This window comes from Panacagrimonas perspica, assembly GCF_004364935.1.
GTDB lineage: Bacteria > Pseudomonadota > Gammaproteobacteria > Nevskiales > Nevskiaceae > Panacagrimonas > Panacagrimonas perspica.
On record NZ_SOBT01000009.1, the window covers coordinates 36,660 to 54,687 of the forward strand.

General features: G+C 65.0%; 13 protein-coding genes. All 13 read right to left on the bottom strand.

Annotated features, from left to right (window positions below):
* Positions 1–33 precede the first annotated feature (33 nt).
* The 13 genes from DFR24_RS11660 to DFR24_RS11720 all read right to left on the bottom strand — a co-directional run bounded on the left by DFR24_RS11660 (position 34) and on the right by DFR24_RS11720 (position 17,914).
* Positions 34–285 carry a hypothetical protein gene (locus DFR24_RS11660; protein ID WP_133881596.1) on the bottom strand — a complete coding sequence of 84 codons (252 nt, stop codon included), beginning with the start codon at positions 283–285 and terminating at the stop codon, positions 34–36.
* 22 nt (positions 286–307) lie between these two features.
* A complete protein-coding gene (locus DFR24_RS11665; RefSeq protein WP_133881597.1) occupies positions 308–1,225 on the bottom strand; it encodes a BKACE family enzyme in 918 nt (305 codons plus the stop codon).
* Between the two features lie 56 nt (positions 1,226–1,281).
* Positions 1,282–2,304, bottom strand: coding sequence for a CobW family GTP-binding protein (locus tag DFR24_RS11670; RefSeq protein WP_133881598.1), 1,023 nt, complete (start codon positions 2,302–2,304; stop codon positions 1,282–1,284).
* A gap of 72 nt (positions 2,305–2,376) precedes the next feature.
* Positions 2,377–3,294 (bottom strand): acetophenone carboxylase subunit epsilon, encoded by a 918-nt coding sequence (gene apcE / locus DFR24_RS11675; RefSeq protein WP_133881599.1) that lies wholly within the window; start codon positions 3,292–3,294, stop codon positions 2,377–2,379.
* Positions 3,295–3,319: 25 nt separating this feature from the next.
* Positions 3,320–4,333 (bottom strand): NADP-dependent oxidoreductase, encoded by a 1,014-nt coding sequence (locus DFR24_RS11680; RefSeq protein WP_133881600.1) that lies wholly within the window; start codon positions 4,331–4,333, stop codon positions 3,320–3,322.
* A 229-nt stretch (positions 4,334–4,562) separates the two neighbouring features.
* Complete coding sequence (gene apcD / locus DFR24_RS11685) at positions 4,563–6,620, bottom strand: acetophenone carboxylase subunit delta (RefSeq protein WP_133881601.1); 2,058 nt, start codon at positions 6,618–6,620, stop codon at positions 4,563–4,565.
* A gap of 56 nt (positions 6,621–6,676) precedes the next feature.
* Positions 6,677–8,899, bottom strand: a complete 2,223-nt coding sequence (gene apcC, locus DFR24_RS11690) for an acetophenone carboxylase subunit gamma (RefSeq protein WP_133881602.1) — start codon at positions 8,897–8,899, stop codon at positions 6,677–6,679.
* Positions 8,896–9,279 (bottom strand): acetophenone carboxylase subunit beta, encoded by a 384-nt coding sequence (gene apcB / locus DFR24_RS11695; protein ID WP_133881603.1) that lies wholly within the window; start codon positions 9,277–9,279, stop codon positions 8,896–8,898. The genes apcC and apcB overlap by 4 nt, the downstream gene beginning before the upstream one ends.
* Before the next feature lie 138 nt (positions 9,280–9,417).
* Entirely contained in the window at positions 9,418–10,299 is an 882-nt protein-coding gene (locus tag DFR24_RS11700) for an alpha/beta hydrolase (protein ID WP_162851172.1), read from the bottom strand.
* 104 nt (positions 10,300–10,403) lie between these two features.
* Positions 10,404–12,473: an acetophenone carboxylase subunit alpha gene (apcA, locus tag DFR24_RS11705; protein WP_162851173.1), complete on the bottom strand. Its 2,070-nt coding sequence runs from the start codon at positions 12,471–12,473 to the stop codon at positions 10,404–10,406.
* A gap of 455 nt (positions 12,474–12,928) precedes the next feature.
* The gene (locus DFR24_RS11710; protein ID WP_133881606.1) at positions 12,929–13,849 is read right to left on the bottom strand and encodes a hypothetical protein; all 921 of its coding nucleotides are present in this window, start codon (positions 13,847–13,849) and stop codon (positions 12,929–12,931) included.
* Positions 13,850–14,187: 338 nt separating this feature from the next.
* On the bottom strand, positions 14,188–16,092 hold the full coding sequence (locus DFR24_RS11715; protein WP_133881607.1) for a DUF1302 family protein: 1,905 nt from the start codon (positions 16,090–16,092) through the stop codon (positions 14,188–14,190).
* Between the two features lie 265 nt (positions 16,093–16,357).
* A complete protein-coding gene (locus DFR24_RS11720) occupies positions 16,358–17,914 on the bottom strand; it encodes an AMP-binding protein (protein WP_133881608.1) in 1,557 nt (518 codons plus the stop codon).
* Positions 17,915–18,028 lie beyond the last annotated feature (114 nt).

Genomic DNA, 18,028 nt, shown 5'->3' on the forward strand with positions numbered 1-18,028 from the left:
CGTATGCGAGGGAAACCCCGGACTTCGTCCGGGCTACGGCGGCGTTGGCCGACACACGGGGCCGGGAACGAGCCGCATACCGAGCGCCGCACGCAGCACGACCTGCGCACGCTGGCGTCGTTCCTTGCTCGCCGGATACCGCTGCACCCAATCGAACAGGTCCGCGATATCCAGCGGGTGCTTGCCCGCCCATTCCCCGGCGCGACGCAAGGCGGCCTCGCCCTCCTCTTCCTCGTCGAGGTAGAGCGACAGCAGCTCGTCGAGCTCGGCCGGAATGCTGTTCACGCTGGCGATACCCTGCGGCCCCTCAACCCAGCGCGAACTCGGCACGAATCGGCGTCTTCTTCAGCGGCAGGCCCATCATCTTGCGCGCCTCGGCCGGCGACGCCGGCTCGTAGCCCATGTCACGCACCTGGCGCACGAGACGCTCCATCAGGCGCTGGTTCGTCGCGAGGTCGCCCCGGGCGTAGTAGAGATTGTCCTCGAGGCCCACGCGCACGTGGCCGCCGAGCAGCAGCGCGTTCATCGCGGCCGGAAGCTGCGCGTTGCCGATGCCGCTGACGCCGAAGATCGCGCCCTTGGGCAGCAGGTCCACCATCGTCTGCAGATTGCGCGGCGTGTACGGCATCGCGTTCTGGAACGCGCTGATGCCCATCACGAGGTTGATGAAGTAAGGCTCCTCGTCGAGGCCCGCTTCGATCAGCGCATTGGTGTCCTGCACGATGTGCGTCGGCGAAAAGACTTCCCACTCCGGCTTGATGCCGCGCTTGCGCATTTCCACGGCGAGCATCCGGCATCGCTCCGGACCGGTGTTCATCAGGATTTCCTTACCGTCGAACATGCAGTTGATCGTCGTGGCGTCGAGCGTGCACATCTCGGCGCCCGCCTCCATGCCCTTGATCCGCTCTTCGAACAGGATTTCCCAGTAGCCGTTCGGCGCCTGGCGCACCATGTCGCCGCTGACGCCACCGCCCGTGGAGTTGTTGAGGATGATGTCGCACTTCTGACGGATGCGCGTGTTGAGGTCGTAGTAGATGTCCGCGTTGCACGTCGCCAGGTCATCCGGCCGACGTGCATGCAGCGCGACCACGCTCGCCCCGAGGTTGTAGCAGTCGTAGACGTCGCGGGCGATCTCGTCCGGCTGCGTCGGCAGATGCGGACTCATCTTCTTGCTGGCCATGCCGCCGGTGGGGGCAATCGTGATGATGACCTTGTTGCTGCTCATGGATGTTCTCCTCCTGCTCCGCTGCGGCTTCTGGTGCGAACGCCGCGTTGATTGATTCAGTGACCCGGTACTGTCGGCGCGGGCGCGCTGGTACTGGCCTGCAACACGGACAGGATCCAGTCGCGATCGAGCTCGCGTCCGATCAGCACCAGGCGCGAGACCTTGGGTTCGAACATGCGCCACACCGTCGAGGGGTTGGCCTGGATCAGGCCCTGCACGCCTTGCACGATGACGCGGCTGCGCATCCCCTCGATCGCGAGCACGCCCTTGATGCGCCACAGCGCTTCACCGTAGCGATCGTTGATCGCGGCAAGCGCCTGGTTGAGGCGGATGCCGTCGAGTTCGGCATCGGCCTGGAAACTCACGCTGACGACACCCGGTGTGTGATCCGCACCGCTGCTCGACGCGCCCGCCGGAGCAAAGATCACGCGGTCGAACTGGTAGCCGCGCAGTTCGAGCAGTTTTTCGAACACCTCGCTCCAGTCGGCGCGCGTCACGTCGAGCGCCGTGATCGCCGCCACGGTGTTGGCCTCACCAACCGACTTGAGCAGGCGCTCCTCGTCGCCGGGGCGCAACTCGTGCAGCAGATCGATCTTGGTGATCAGCACGCGATCGGCGTATCCGAGCTGCGCCTGTGCTTCCACCGATTCGGCCAGGTTGCGTTCGCCGTTGATGGCGTCGAACAAGGTGACGACGCCATCGAGGAAATACTTCGCCAGCACCTCGGTCTCGGCCATGAACGTGCGCACGATCGGTCCGGGATCGGCCAGGCCCGTCGGTTCGATCAGCACGTGGTCGAAAGCGATCTCGCCTTTCTCGCGTCGCGTGGCCAGATCGTTCAGCGCGTTCGCCAGATCGCCGCGCACGGTGCAGCACACGCAGCCGTTGGTGAGCTGCACGACGGTCTCGCCGCCGTCCTTCACCAGCAGATCGGAGTCGACGTTGATCTCGCCGTATTCGTTCTCGATGACGGCGAAGCGACGGCCGTGCGCTTCCTTGAGGATGCGGTTGATCAGCGTGGTCTTTCCGGAACCGAGGAAGCCGGTCAGTACCGTGACGGGGATGGCGACAGGTCTCACGGCATGTCCTCGTGACGTGCGCGTGGCGCACGTGGGTTGGCTTCGAAGAGCGCTTGGTGCGCGGGGCGCACCCTACGGCTCCCGTTCCATGTCGAGGGCTTCGGCACAGAAATCGCCGAGTTCCTCGATGGGGGCATCTGCTGCGACTTCGCGTGCGGTGAACACGACGCGCGCCGTTCCGGTGTTGCCGACCACATCCGCCCAGTCCGCAGGATTTGCGGAGACGGTGAGGCCGTGCGCTTTCTCCATCGACGCTTCCTGCTCCGGCGACGGACAGGCCACCGTCGCCGACGGCCACTCGCCGGGCACGACGCCGTCGAACGCGAGCAGCGCCGGGATGCGATGGAAGCGGGCGATGTTGGAGATCGTGTTCAGCGCAGCCGACCACGCGCCGATGTCGGCCGGCAGCGTGCGCTCGCACAGCAGGATCGCGGAGGCGCCGGACTGCGCGAACTGGCGCGACAACGCAGACAGCGCACGTCCGACGAATTCGTAGGCGGCCGCGTCGGGCGTCGCGCCGCTTCCGAGCAGTTCGGCGAGCAGGCTCGCCGGACCCGTCAGCGCGGCGAGCAGAACCGGTTCGCCCTGTTGCGTCGTCGACAAGCGTTTGCAGGTTTCCAGGCTCGCCGACAGCGCCTCGGAGCGCGACCACACGTCGTCGAAGTCGGCCAGCTCTATGACGCCTTCACTCGCGGGCGCCATCACTTTAGGCGGCCACACCTCGCGATCCACGCCGGCACCCAGCGCCTCGGCCTCCATCGCGGTCGGCGCCGCAACGACGAAAGGCGCGACGCCGGTGACACGACGCAGTTCGGACAGGCACTTGCCGAGTCGCGTCGGATCCGCCGTGACCTCGGCCGGCGGCAGCGCCTCGATCTGCGCGCTGACGCCGTACAGCAGCGGCGAGAACAGCGGCGGATGCGGCTTCCCCACGCCGCGACCGAGTTCGGAGAGACGCCGACGCCAGGGGCTCGCTTGTCCGGTGCTCATCGTGAGGTTCTGGTCCGTCGCGCGCTCAGTCGAGCCGCACGAGCTGCTTGCCGCGGTTCTGGCCGGCGAACAGGCGCTTGAGCGCGTCGGGCGCGGCATCGAAACCTTCTGCGATGTCGACCGGGTTCTGGATCTTTCCCGCGGCGAGCCAGGGACTCATCTCGGCCACGGCCTCGTCGGTGCGCGCGAGGTAGTCGAACACCAGGAAGCCCTGCATCGTCGCGCGCTTGAGGATCAGCTGGTGGTACTGGCGGATCGGCGGCATGTCGTCGAAGTTGCCGTAGCCCGCGATGGCGCCGCACATCACGACGCGCGCACCGGATGCGAGGTTGGCGAGGCCGGCGTCGAGAATCTCGCCGCCGATGTTGTCGAAGTAGACGTCGATGCCATCCGGGCAACGCTCGCGCAAGGCGTCGCGCATGTTGCCGGCCTTGTAATCGACGGCGTCGTCCAGGCCCAGCGACTCGCGCAGCCAGCGGCATTTCGCGTCACCGCCCGCGATGCCGATCGTGCGCAGGCCGCGCGCTTTCGCGATCTGCGCGGCGATGACGCCGGTGGCGCCGGCCGCCCCGCTGACGACGACGGTATCGCCGGCGCGCGGCTTGCCGATGTCGAACATGCCGAAGTACGCCGTGAGGCCGGTGATGCCGAACAGCGAGAGCGCCGCCGGCAGGTCGATGTCCTTCGGCAGCCGGGTCACGGTCCCCAGTTCGTCGCGGCCGTCGCAGACCACGTAATCCTGCCAGCCGAAGGTGCCGGTCACGGCGTCGCCAGCCTTGAAGCCGGGATGACGCGACTCGACGACCTCGCCCCCGGTGAAGGAGCGCATCGGCTGCCCCAGGGCAACCGGCTTCACATAGGTCTCGGTGTCCATCCACGCGCGCTGCGAGGGGTCGCAGGAGAACCAGCGGTTGCGCACCAGGAACTCGCCGTCGCGGATCGTCGGGATGGCGGACTCGCGCTTCTCGAAGTGCTCACGCTCGACGGCGGGGCCTTCGGGGCGGGATTTGAGGAGCCACTGGCGGTTGATGGTCGGCATGGGAAGAAAGGCGATCGCAAAGGCGCAAAGCAAGAAAAGAGAGAACGCAGAGGAAGGATGGGTGAAAACCGGGCTCTATCTCAAATCTTTGCGTCCTTGCTTCAAGCCCTTTGCGCCTTTGCGTTAGCCGTTTTGATGTGGTCGATCGGTATGCGTAGACCGGACGAAGTCCGGGGTTTTCCCGCGACGGACGAACAGCCCCGGACTTCGTCCGGGCTACGGTCAAGGTTCACGCCCGCATCCACACCCGGTTCGGTTTCGCATCCGGCCACGTGCCGTAGTACTCGAGGATCTCCTCGGGCGGCTTCTTCTTCGACCACTCGGCGTCGAACTCGGCATACGGACGGCCGCGCTTCTTGCGCGCCGCGAACTCGGCCTTGCGTGCCTCGGCGGTCGCGGCCTTGTCGATGCGACGACCCACCTCGTCCCAGACCACCTTGTAGATGCGCTTGGCGGTCTCGGCCGTGATCGTGCCCTTGTCGAGATCGATCGCCACCGAATCCGGCTCACGGTCCAGCGGGTCGCCATAACCGGTGCCGCCCGCCGAAAAGCCGAACGTGATGACCTCGCCGTTGTTGTACGGCCGCACCGAGCGCCCGAGGAACTCGGTCTTGTAGTCGCCGGTGACGGTCTTGTCCGACAGCATCTGCTGCATGTCGACGGTGAAATCCTTCTGGTTCAGAAGCTGGTCCTTCACCGTGCTGTTCATGATCGAGATGCCGGGAACCGTGCAGGGCGCGTAGCCGCCGAACAGCGGCTGCGGCGTCTGCAGCTTGCTGTTGTCCGCGATGCTCATCATGTAGACCTGCGGCACGTGGTGCGCGATCCACATCTGCACGGTGCCGACACCGCCGCGGTACTTGCCGTGGCCGCAACTGTCGATCCAGTGATTGGACAGCGGGATCAGCAGCGGGAACTCGTTCTCGACGTTCTCGGTGTTCGGTGCGCGGCCACCGTGCGCCCACGGAAATCCGTACGCATCCATGCCGTCCTCGGTGGGGCGGCCGCCCTGCCCTTCCGAGTTGATCGAGTACGCGAGCATGTCGGCGAACGGCACGCCCCACTGCGACAGCCCTGCGAGCACCAATGCGTTGCCGGCGTTGGCCATCGAGGCGCCTGCCTGCTTCCAGTTGTCCGTCGAGAACATCGTCTTGGCGAAGCAGTTGTGCACCGCCGACATGATGCCGGTGGCGATCATCACGGAGTTCGATGTCGCTGCGCGCGGATCGGGCGACAGGCAGGTGCCCGGATCGAATGCGAAGTCGATGTTGTTGAACGTACCGTTGGACAGCGGCAGTTCGTGGAACAGGTACTCGTAGATGTAGTTCGTGAAGTGCGCGATGGCCGCCTGCGGATGCGCGTTGTACGAGGACGGCGTCTCCGGCCCGGTGCCGCGGAAGTCGACGAGGATGCGGTCGCCGTTCTTGTGCAGCGTCATGTAGCAGTTGCGGATCAGGCCCTGCTTGAGGCCGACGCCGTCGGAGAAGTTCACGCAGCGGAACTTGCCGTCCGGCCACGCGCGGATCAGTTCCTTGGCGCCCTTGTCGGCGCTCTGGATCATCTTGCAGAACAGGCCCTTCACGAAGTCCACGCCTTCGCGCTCGCACAGCTCGATGACGCGCGTGCGCACGCGGTCGGCGGTCGTGCAGCGGCCCTTGAGATCCACCGCGATCATCTGCGGCGCGCGGATGCCGAAGGCCTGGAACATCGTCTCGATGTCGGGCGACAGCTTGTGGTTCTGGCCGATGCGCATCGGCGGCAGGTTCATGCCTTCCTCGAAGCGCGTCGTCGCCGACACCGGCATGCCGCCCGGTTCGATCGCACCGGTCTCGGTGGTGTGGACGAGCGCCACGGTCCACGCGACCAGCTCGCCCTTGTAGAACACCGGCGTCATCACGCCTTGGTCGGGGTTGTGCACACCGCCGTAGACGGCATCGTTGGCGAACCAGTAGTCGCCGTCGTTGATGCCGATGTTCTTGCCGTAGGTGTGGATGATGTACTTGATGATCAGCGGCGGAATCACCGCGTGCAGGTAGGTGCCCATCGAGCCGTTGACGATGTCGCCGTCCGCGGTGCAGATGCCGACCAGCGAATCGCCGGCCACACCCATCGCACAGCGCACCGAGCGCATGAACACGTCCATGCCCTCGTCGAGGATGTCGTTGGTGCGCTGGAAGCCGATCTCGAAGCGCGCGGCGTCGATGGCGTCGGCCGCGGCCTGCACCTCCGGCGTCGGCGGGACGGTCTTGAGCCAGTTGAGTTTCTGCTCGAGAGTGGGAATGGACATGTGTTGGTTCCTAAAAGACGGTTCGAACGCAGAGGCGCGGAGGTCGCAGAGAAAAACTAGGCAGACGCTTTCGCCGCTCTTTGCGTCCTTTGCGCCTTTGCGTTGAGCGCTTTCTGCGCGGGGTTCTCACCCGGCAGGTACTCCATGATCCCGAGCCGATGCTTGTCGATATGCAAACGGCGCCCCGGGGGCACGACCACCGTCGTCAGTTCAGCCTCGACCACTGCGGGCCCCACCAGTTCGTTGCCCGGCTGCAGCTTCTCGAACTGGTAGATCGCCGTGACGGCGGTCTTGCCCAGTTCTCGCCAATAACATTCGCGCGTTCCGGTCTTGGCGCCCGCCGGATCCTTGCCCTGCAACGGGTACTCCGGGATCGGCGGCTTCTTCACCGGTACCGTCACGCGCAGCACGAAGTTGTCGAGGTAGACGCCGCCCGGACGATTGACGACCAGCGGGCTGAACGCCGCCGAGAATTCCTTCTCGAACTCGTCGTACGCGGCCTGCGCATCGGCGTCGGATTCGATCTTCAGCACCGGACAGGCCGTGCGCTTCACGTTGACCTGCCCGCCGTAGAGCATGTCGAGCTCGAGCGAATACTTCGCTTCCTTCGGATCGAGGTTCTCGGAGACCAGTTCCTGGTTGGCACGCGCGATCATCTCCTCGACCGCGGCATTGAACTGCGCGCGATCGATGACCAGCTTCTCGGTCAGCGGCTCCATGAACACAAGGCGCTTGCTCTGCTCGTACAGATGCACGATGTCCATGATCGAGCTGCCCATCGCGCAGAACACCGGCGCCGCAGGGAACACCACGCCCACCGGCACGTCGGCCTGGAAGCCGCACAGGTGCGTCGGGCCGGCGCCGCCGATCGCGAACAGCACGAACTCCTCGGGGTGGTAGCCGCGCATGTGCACTTCGCGCTTGATCGCGGACGCCATGTTCTCGTCGATGACGTTGCGGATCATCGCGGCCGCTTCATGCACGCTCACGCCGAGCTTGTCGGCGATCTTGTCCTTGATCGCCTTCTCGGCCTTGGCCTTGTTCAGCGGCATCTGGCCGCCGAAGTAGCCGTCCGGATTGATGTAGCCGAGCACGACGTCGGCGTCGGTCGTCGTCGGCTCGGTGCCACCGAGGTCGTAACAGACGGGTCCGGGCATTGATCCCGCGCTCTTCGGGCCCACGCTCAGGCGCCCGTTCTTGTCGACACCCGCGATCGAGCCGCCGCCGGCGCCGATCGAGATCGTCTGCATCATCGTGACGTTGACCATCCAGCGGTCGATGACGGGCTTGAACTCGTAGTTGCGCACGCCGGACTCGACGACCAGCGCCACGTCGAAGCTGGTGCCGCCGACGTCGCCCATGATCACGTTGCGATAGCCGAGCTTCTCGGCGAAGAACGCCGAGCCCATCAGGCCGGAGACCGGACCGCCGTTGAACGTGCGCGAGGCCGGCGTCTTGAAGATGTCGGCCGATCCACCGGAGTTGTGGATCATCAGGAACGTGCCGCGATATCCCTTGTCGCGCAGCTTGTCCCAGGTGGCGCAGATCTCGGTCTGCATCGCGTGCTGCAGGTAGGCGTCGAGCACCGCGGTCATCGCGCGCTCGTATTCGCCGAGCTTGGCGGTCACGGCGTGGCTCATGACCACCGGCACGAAGCCGACGTGGAATTCCTTGTACTCGTCGCGGATGATCTCGCGGATGCGCTTCTCGTGATCCGGATTCACGAACGACCACAGCGTGCACACGACGATGGCGCGCGCACCGCGGTCCATCAGCGTGCGCAGCTTGCGGCGCACGTCTTCTTCGTCCAGCGGACGCACGACGGCGCCCTTGGAGTCGATGCGCTCCTTGACGCCGACGACGAGGTCGCGCGAGATCAGCGGGTGCGGCTTGTTCTGCATGCAGAGGTTGCGCCGCTCGGAAATGATCTGGCCGTCGACCCACTGCGCGCCGCGGCCGATGTGGATCATGTCCTCGTGGCCTTCGGTCGTGATGAAACCGATGCGAGGGCCCTGGCGCTGCAGCAGGCGATTGAGCGCGACCGTCGTCGAGTAGCGCACGATGTCGATGCGCGGCAGCAGCTCCTCGATCGTCAGCCCCACCTTCTCGGCACCGGATTCGACGGCGTTGACGAAGCCGACGGAAAGATCGTGCGGCGTGGTCGGCGCCTTGACGATGGTGCGCTCGCCGTCGAGCGTCAGCACGAAATCGGTGAAGGTGCCACCGACATCGATGTCGATGGAGTTCATCACGGCGGTGGTCTTGGTCTTGTTGTTCACGCCACGTCCTCCGCGATCACCAACTTGCCGTCCTTGACGCTCAGGTCGCCCGATTTCAGGCGCTTCTTCAGGCTGTCCACATCCAGCTCGATGTCGTGCGTGATGGGATGGCCGGGCGGCAGGTACTCGGTCTCGATCTGCCGACCGCACTCGGGGCAATAGAATTCGACGATGCGCGACCAGTCCGGATCGGGCGAGAAGCTGTAGGCGCCTTCCAGCACCGGGGCATGGATCTCGCGCGGATCGCGCTCGGCGACCAGGCAACCCTTCTTGTAGTTCTCGCGCGCCGAGATCAGCGCGTGGTCGCAGGTGTGGCAGAGCCACAGCTCGCGATCGATGTCGAGGTCGAGGTATTCGGTGAAGCGGATTCTTTCAACCACGGTGTTTGCTCCTCCAACATCAAACGGCCAACGCAAAGGCGCAAAGAAAAGCGAAGAGGAGGACGCAAAGAATCGGAGGAATTGCCGATCGATTCTTTTGCGTCCTTTCTTTTCACCTTTGCGCCTTTGCGCTTGCCTTCATCTTTTGAGGTGCTCGGTGAAGAACTCCGCCGCGACCTTCGCGGACGGGGCCACCCACTCGGGCGTGTAGATCTGGTAATGCGTGATCGGGTACTGCACCCACTTCTTGGGCTCGCCGGCCTTGTCGAACACGGCCTTGTAGCCGTCGATCTTGCAGAGGTCGTCCTTCTCGGCGCCGATCAGCATCAGCGCGCGCGGCGAGATCTTGTGAGCGACGTCGATCGGGCGGTACTCGAGCGTGCCTTCGGCCGACTGCCACGGAATCTCGCAGTAGAAATCCGGCATCACCTTCAGCGCTTCGGCGAAGAATTCCTTGGTCTGCGGGCTGGCCAGCAGGCTCGCCGTGTCTGCGCCGCTGCCCTTGCCGGTGAGCACGCGCTGCGTGCGGTCCTCGGCGATCTTCGCGAGCAGCGCCTTGCGCTCCTCGGGCGTGCGGATGTCCATCATCAGGCGCCAGCCGTCACCGAAGCCGACCTGTCCCACCGCGACCTTCACACGCTCGTCGACACCGGCGGTGTAGACGACGTGCGCGCCGCCGTTGGACGTGCCCCAGATGCCGATCTGGTCAGGATTGATCTCGTCCTGCGCCTGCAGGAACGTGATGGCGTTGCGGATATCGTCGATCTGCTCGAGCGCCTGGATGCGCCACTTCGGACCTTCGCTGCCGTTGAAGCCGCGATAGTCGAACGTCAGGCAGGGAAAGCCGGCGGCGACGAAGACCTTCGCGTAGTCCGGCAGGATCAGCGGACGGATGCCGCTGTAGCCGTGGCACAGCACGATGCCCGGGCGCTTCTCGCCCTTCTTCATGTCGTCCGGCGTGAAGTAATCGCCGACGATCTTGAAACCCTCGCTGTAGAAATGAACTTCGCGCTGTTTCATTGAAATGCTCCTCGTTCGTGCCATCCGGAAAGGACCGGCTGGCCGAGAGGTTGGCAGCAAGGAGAGGACATGACCGCTTGGGGCGAACCCGGATGCGCCGGGGCTCAGGCCTGCTTGTTCATCGTGGCGTTGCCGTAGGCGTCGACCGTCAGCACCCACTTGGGCGGCACCGGGCAGGTCAATGTGGCGCCGTTGATCACCGCGGGGCCGGTGATCGTGTCGCCAACGTTGAGCTGTTCCCAGACGTACGCCGGCAGCGGCTCGGCGCCGCGGCCGTTGAACTGCATCGGGCGGGTGGCGGGCTTGACGCTCTCGCGTCGCTCGCTGCGTTGCTGGAGCTGGTTGGCTCCGACTTCGAAGCGCGCGGTCAGGCGGATCAGCAGGAGAGGATCCGAGGTCTTGTCGAGGCCAGCTTGCTCAAGTGCATTTTGAGCAGCCGTCGTGAAATCGCCGACGGCGTAGCCCGGACGTTGAATTTCGCGAAGCGAAAGAGCGGGGCTTCTCCCTTCCGGGCGAGCGGCATCCCGGACTTCGTCCGGGCTACGGGGGGTTATGAGATCGAACCGGCAGTTGCTGCTGACGTTCGCGTCCCGGCCGAATTCGAGCTCGTACCGATACGTCGCGGCGGACGGATCGAAGCCCTCGCCCTGCAGATCGCGAACCGCCTGCGTGTGCAGACGCTCTGCGGTCTTCAGGATCGCCTCTTGATTGGCGGCCTCCCACTTCAGGCCCACGCCGCGCTCGTAGACGTGCGCCACGTCGGACACCGACGAGCCGAAGGCGCCGAACACCGGACCGAAGTCGAAGGCGTAGGCCTTCGCGATGCCCAGGCGCTCGGCCACCAGGGCCCCGAACATCGGGCCATTGCCGCCGAACGAGAACAGCGCGGTAGCCGCGGCCTGGAGCCCGGCTTCGGCGAGCGTGTTCGCGATCAGTTCCGCCATGACGCTGACGGCCTCGTCGCGAATGACCAGCGCGGCCTGCTCGACCGACAGGCCCAGTGGCTTGGCAACGTTCTTCTCGATGACCTTCTTCGCGTGATCGACCGACAGTTTGCGACGGCCGCCGAGGAAGCTGCCGGGATCGAGATAGCCGAGGAGCAGGATCGCGTCGGTGAGCGTCGCCTCGCGACCGCCGAGCGCATAGCAGGCCGGACCGGGTGCGGCACCCTGGCTCTCGGGACCCAGCCGCAGGCGGCCGTCCTTGACCTTCGCGACCGAGCCGCCGCCGATGGCGGCCGAGCGCAGCATCGCGAACGAGGTCTGCACCGGGATCTCCATCAGATTCCCGCCGCGCTGATAGACCGGCTCGCCGTTGCGCACGATCGAGCACTTGGTCGTGGTGCCACCGACGTCGAAGCAGACCACGTCCTTGAGCTGATATTCGCGCGCGACGAACGCGCCGCCGAACGTGCCGAACACGGGTCCGGATTCGATCGTGTCGACCGCCTTGGTCTTGCCGATGCGCGCCACGCCACCGCTGGTCTGGCCGATCAGCAAGGTGCCGCGCCAGCCGAACTCGTCGCGCAGCACGTCCTCGGCCTTGAACAGCGACGTGGCGAGGCGCGAGTGCGTGTACGCGTTCATCGCCGAGTAGTGGGCGCGCGTCTGGTCATGACCGATCTGCGCCATCTCGGAGCCGAGCAGCACCGGTACCGAGCCGATGATGTGGTCGGGATACTGGCTCTCGATGACGCGCTTGATCGCGATCTCGTTGCGGTTGTCCGGGAACGAACCGGCCAGCGCCACGCAGATGCGCCGCACGCCGGATTCCAGCAGTTGCTTGACCGCCAGCAGGATGTCTCGGGGTTCCGGATTCTCGGGCAGGCCGATGACCGCATCGGCCGCGACCAGCTCGTCGATGATCGCGGAGCGGCCTTCTCCGTAGAGGTCTTCCTCGTGGCCCTGCGTCACGAGCAGGCCAACCTTGGCGCCGCGACGCTCGGCCAGCACGTTGGTGGTGATCGTCGACGACCAGCGGATCAGCGAAACCTTCGGCAGGAATTCCTCGAGCGTGTCGATGCCGTAGAGCTTGCCGGCTTCCTTCAGGCAGGTCTGGAGCGCGACGGTGAAATCGTGAGGCGTCGTGTCGACCTTGATGCAATGGCGCGTGGCGCCATCCGTGATCAGGGCGTCCGTCATCGTGCCGCCCGTATCGATATCGATCGTGAGCATCGCTCGTCCTCCATCCATTCATGTCGGCCGCGGCAGGGCGGCCTCTCGTTATGCGATGAAGACTAAGCCCGGCCCATGGCGACCGGCAGGTGGAGCGATTCCCTAGGGGCTAAGCAGATTCCCTAGGCTTCGATCGGGAGCTTGCGTGTGCAAGGCAGCAGGCATCCTCGATACAGGCGCGACTTGCTTGTTGATCGTTCCCAAACGGATGACGATCACTGGCTAGCTCCCTCTTCCTTTGGGAGAGGGTGGGGATGAGGGCGGGCGGAGCGCGGCAGTGGCGATCTGAGGACGCCGCTCGATCGCGCTCCGGCGCGACCCTCACCCGGCGCTCTGCGCCCTGTGTTTTGGAAACCTCAATTGAACAACTCGCGACGGGACGCCCAATAAAAAGCCCCGCCAAACGCAGGGCTTTCGTCGGCCACTACATCGGCCCTCACACGGGACGCTCCAGCTCAATCGGTACCGAGCGTGCTCGAGTTGGCGATGCCGAGAAAGCCGTTGTCGTTGCGGTCACGGTTGTTGTCCGTGCCGAGCGTGCTCGAATCGCCGGCACCGAACAGACCGCCGTCGTTATCCGAATTGTCATCGGTTCCCAAGGTGCTCGAATCCTTGATGCCCAGGAAGCCGTTGTCGTCGTTGTCATTGCCGTTGCGATCGGTGCTGCCGGTGAACAACGCGTTCAGGCGATCGAGCCGTTCCTGACGGGCGTTCTCGAAGTCCTCGAGACGATCGGCGCGCTGCTGCCGGGCGTCCTCGCGGGCTTGTTCCAGGCGCTCGAGATTCTCGGCGCGGGCTTCCTTCAGGTTTTCGAGACGATCATTTCGCGCGTCCTGGAAAGCCTCGAGACGCTCGGCGTTGGCCTGCTTGAGATCCTCGAGGCGTTCCGCGTTGGCCTGCCTCAGATCGTTCAGGCTGTTCTGCAGCCGCTCGAGACCTTCGCCGCGTGCGTCTTCCAGGCGGGCGAGTCGATCCAGGCGCAGATTTTCGAGGAGCTGCAGGCGGTCCTGCCGACCTTCGCGAAGGTTCTCACGCAGGTTGTCGCCCAGGTTCTCCAGACCCGGCAACGCTTCGAGCCGTTCCAGCCGGTTGGCCGCAATTTCCTGTCGCAGGTTGGCGGCGTTCAGCGCGCCGGCCAGACCGAGGCCCACACGACCGGGTCGTGCCGACATCGACGCGCCGAGGCGGGCGGTGGAGCTGAAGCTGGCGTTGGAGGAACTACCCGCCAACGCACCCAGCGTGTTGTTCACCGTCCCGGTGACGCCACCCAGCACGCCGGCGAGGCCGGTATTCGCGCTGCCCGCAGCCTGCGCGGCGCCCGAACAGAGAAGAACGGCCGCGATCAGCGGCTTGAGGATGAATCGCTTCGTTTTCATTTTGGACATCTCCAGAAGGTCAGGACAGCGGCAACCAATGAGATCAGCGACACGGTGTCCGATCGCTGAGTGCTGGCCGTAGCGCAGATGCCGTGCCCGGCGATTTCCGGCTCAGAGCGGCGCGAATCGCCGCGAATCGCACGGCTCGGCGCCACGTCCGCGCGTTTTGCATCGCCGGTTGCCCGGACCGGCGTGCTCGACAACGCCGGACCCGCGCTGGGGCTGAGGCTCGCAGCTCGTCGGCGACGATGGAGGGCGCGTCACCGCCAGCAATGACGCGCAAAAAAAGCGCCGACGATCTCGCGATCGCCGGCGCACGGGGTTACCTCAGTCGTTTATCAGAACTGGAAGCCTGCGCGGATGCCGATTTCGTCCGCGTACTCCAGCGTCTGCATGATGTTCTCGTTGTCGTCGCCATAGACGTTGCCGTTGATGAAGTTGTAGAACGTCTCGATGCTCCAGGTGGTGCTCGGCTGGTACCGCAGCGCCGGCTGCACGAGGATGCCGCCACGCGTATCGAGGAGCACGGCGCCGTCGAAGCGCCACGTCAGTGTCGGCGACGGCTGCTGCATCGCAAACACCACGCCGTTCCATCCATCGACGCCCTTGGCGATCTTGTCGCGATTGCCGCCCATGCCGCTCAGGTGGCGACCGAACAGGTCGGACTCCGAGCGGTACATGTACTGGAACACCAGGTAGGTCGCCGGGAAGCTCTGGCTGAAGCGCTGATACTTCTCCATGACCAGCGCCGCGATCCACTCGTCTTCCTCGATGTAGTTCTTCGAGAGCGTGACGTTCGTGAAGTTGCGATCCGGCGTGAACGTCGCTTCGAGGTTCACGATCAACTGGTCGAGCACGGACCCGGGCGCTGCACTGAAGACGTAGCCGATGCCCGCGCCGAGGTTGGTCTCGCGCTTGTACTCACGCGCGATGTGTCCGCGCAGACCGCCGGAGGCCTGGAAGAACGTGTCGAGCTCGCCGCCCGCCGTGACCATGTCCGGCACCGGATTCGCCCCCAGCAGAGCGGCTGCCGGGAACTCGGTGATGCTCGCGTTCAACCCCGTCAACCCGTTGAGGCGCGCGTTGCCGGCGTAGGTGAACCACTCCTGCGCCGAGACCACGCCGGTCGGATCGACTTCGAACGCCGTGTCCTGCAGCACCGCGCCCGAGCCCGCAGCGCCCGGCAGGTCGCGATTGATGTTCGATCGCGTCCAGCGATACACGCCGTCCGGGTTGTAGCGACGGGTGGCGACGAACTGTGCGCTCAAGGCGCCCAGATTGCCGCGGATGCGAAGGCCGCCGTTGAACTTGTCATCGTAGTTCACATTCCACTGGTCGTGGACCGTGAACTGCGACGCGATGGCGTTGTACGGCGTGTTCGCGTTCGGATAGATCGTCGGCAGGAAGCGCTGGAAGAAGCCGTCCACTTCCCACTGCTGCGTGGCCTGCCACGTCGTGCGGATACCCAGCGACCCGATACGTTCGTCGGCGTACTCTTCCGGCGCGTAGTCGAGGAACAGGTGGCGGCGCAGATCCAGACCATTGGGCAGATCCAGCACGCGGAAGAACAGGGCCTGTCCCCACGCGATCTGCTGCTGACCCACGCGCACCAGCAGCGAACCCTTCTGGTAGTCGAGGTAGAACGCCGGCAGATCGATCATGTACTTGCGGCCCGCGACTTCGAGCGGGTTGGTGGCATGACCATCGCGGAACTTCCGGTACTCGAAGTATTCCGGTTTCTGATAATTGAAGCCGATCGGATCCGCCCCCGGCACCTTGTCCGGATCGAACTCGTCGTACGGCGCGAAATCGAACACGCCACGCGCACGTGCGAAGAGACGGAAGTTCTCACTGAGTGCACCGGTCAGGTCGAATTGGCCCCTGACCTGCATCAGGTTCCAATCGTTGTCGGCGGTCTGGCCCGAGCGAACGACCGTGTCGGCTGCGCCACCTGCTCCGGCGTAGGGCCGGCTGTCGCGCGCCACGGTCTTGCCGTTGAAGGGGTTGCCACGCTGGTTGACGATGTTCTCGTCATTGGTCGTCCGGAAGGCCGACTCGACGCGCATGAATCCGCTCGTCGTCCACATCGAGGGCCCTGAGTCCTCCATCGCGGGAGTCGCGGCAGGCTCGGGCGCTGGGGCTGCCGCCTCCTGCGCGAACACCGATGTCGTGATCGAAACTGCTCCGAGTGCCAGTGCCGCTATACAAGACCACAACGCCTTGCCGCCGACCTGATTCGACATCGTTTTCTCCTCTCGAATTGGAGGACAGCACGCGGCCGGCATTCGGTCGACCGCGCTCGCGCACCGTCCTTGTGAACAGCTCTATATGCCTGTGTATCCCCCATGCTTTCCCGGCTCGCTGGGCGGCCGGATTTCTTTATGCGGACGAGGAGTCGCTCTCTGGGCCCTTCGTCTGACCACACTGTAGGACAATTTTCGGCAACGCAACAGCAGCCGACTGACCCGTCTATCGGGTCAGGGCTGTCTCTCCAGATTTCGGGCGCAGCTAGATCGCGCGCTTCTGGTCTTTCCAGAAGGTCTCGCGGATGTCCTTCTTGCGGACCTTCCCGACCGGGCTGCGCGGCAGCGCGTCCCAGAATTCAGCGCTTTTCGGGCATTTCACGCTGCCGAGCGTGTCCTTGCACAGCTTCAGGATCTCGGCTTCGGTCGCTTTGGCGCCCGGCTTGAGTTCGATGACGGCTTTCACCGCCTCGCCCCATTTCTCGTCCGGCACGCCGATCACCGCGCAATCCTGGACGGCGGGATGGCCCCAGATCACCTGCTCGATCTCGCTCGGGTAGACGTTGAAACCGCCCGAAATGATCATGTCCTTCTTGCGATCGACGATGTAGAGAAAACCGTCCTCGTCGAGATAGCCGATATCGCCGGTGTGGTGCCAGCCGAACGCCGAGGCTTCGGCGGTGGCTTCCGGATTCTTGTAGTAGCGCAGCATCACCAGATTGCCGCGCACGACGATCTCGCCGCGCTCGCCCGGCGGCATCAGCTTGCCGTCGTCGTCCATGATGCCCACGCTCGTGAACATCGTCGGCCGGCCGCAACTCGCGAGGCGGTGTTCGAGTTTCGGATTGCCCAGCACGAGGTGATCCTTCGGCGTCAGGCAGGTGCACAGCATAGGCGCCTCGGCCTGGCCGAAGGTCTGCGCCATCACCGGACCGAAGACGTCCAGGCACTGCTTGAGTTTCTCCACCGACATCGGCGCCGCGGCGTAGATGAACGCCTCGAGCGACGAGTAGTCGTGCTTGCGCACATCGGGATGCGCCAGCAGCACGTAGATTGCCGTCGGCGGCAGGAACAGGTGCGTGACGCCTTCTTTCTCGATGGCGTGCATCACGTGCTCCGCATCGAAGTGCGGCAGGATCACGTGCGTGGCACCCGCGGCCATCAGCATCATCGCCACGCCACCGGCCGCGTGCGTCATCGGCGCGATCACCAGGTGCACCGGCGGCTTGCCGATGGGCAGCGACGAATAGAAGTTCGCGATCATCGTCTCCCACGTCAGGTGCGACCACTGCGTGCCCTTGGGCCGCCCGGTGGTGCCGCCGGAGCTGAAGATCGAAGCGGTTGCATCCCGCGTGGCCGGCACGTCGGGGTCGGTCTCCGGAGCGTTCGCGATCCAGTCCTCGACGAAGGGCGTGCCGGCGACGGCGCCTGGCTTGTCGATGCAGACGTACTGCCGGATCTTCGGGCACTCCTTGCGGAACAGGGCCACGCTGGCTTCGAATTCCGAGTGGTAGAACAGGACCTCGACGTCGCAGTTGTCGAGGATGTACGCGTTCTCCGCCGCCACGTTGCGGGCGTTGACCGGCACCCAGGCACCGCCGGCGCGCAGGATCCCGAGCAGGCATTCGAACGCCACGGCGCAGTTCGGGCTGTAGACCGCCGCCATGTGCTCGGGCTTCAGACCACCGGCGATCAGCGCATTGCCGATGCGATAGCTGCGCTTCTGCACTTCGCCGTAGCTGTGCGTGACGCTGGCGTCCTTGAGGCACGCACGGTCGGGATCGAGGCTGACGCCGCGGTCGAAGAAATCGATGATTCGCATGGGATGACCTATGTCGGAGACGGTGTTGCGGATTCGACCCCGATCCTGAAGCCCGGGCGCGCGGCCCACACCACCTGATCGGACGGTTCGTGAAGATGATCCGCACGCGGGCGC

What these genes read in the sequence shown, in the direction of transcription:
- apcE (WP_133881599.1), bottom strand. Translation starts at nt 3,294, where the DNA reads ATGAGCACCGGACAAGCGAGCCCCTGGCGTCGGCGTCTCTCCGAACTC.
- DFR24_RS11680 (WP_133881600.1), bottom strand. Translation starts at nt 4,333, where the DNA reads ATGCCGACCATCAACCGCCAGTGGCTCCTCAAATCCCGCCCCGAAGGC.
- apcA (WP_162851173.1), bottom strand. Translation starts at nt 12,473, where the DNA reads ATGCTCACGATCGATATCGATACGGGCGGCACGATGACGGACGCCCTG.
- DFR24_RS11665 (WP_133881597.1), bottom strand. Translation starts at nt 1,225, where the DNA reads ATGAGCAGCAACAAGGTCATCATCACGATTGCCCCCACCGGCGGCATG.
- DFR24_RS11715 (WP_133881607.1), bottom strand. Translation starts at nt 16,092, where the DNA reads ATGTCGAATCAGGTCGGCGGCAAGGCGTTGTGGTCTTGTATAGCGGCA.
- DFR24_RS11720 (WP_133881608.1), bottom strand. Translation starts at nt 17,914, where the DNA reads ATGCGAATCATCGATTTCTTCGACCGCGGCGTCAGCCTCGATCCCGAC.
- DFR24_RS11710 (WP_133881606.1), bottom strand. Translation starts at nt 13,849, where the DNA reads ATGAAAACGAAGCGATTCATCCTCAAGCCGCTGATCGCGGCCGTTCTT.
- DFR24_RS11700 (WP_162851172.1), bottom strand. Translation starts at nt 10,299, where the DNA reads ATGAAACAGCGCGAAGTTCATTTCTACAGCGAGGGTTTCAAGATCGTC.
- apcD (WP_133881601.1), bottom strand. Translation starts at nt 6,620, where the DNA reads ATGTCCATTCCCACTCTCGAGCAGAAACTCAACTGGCTCAAGACCGTC.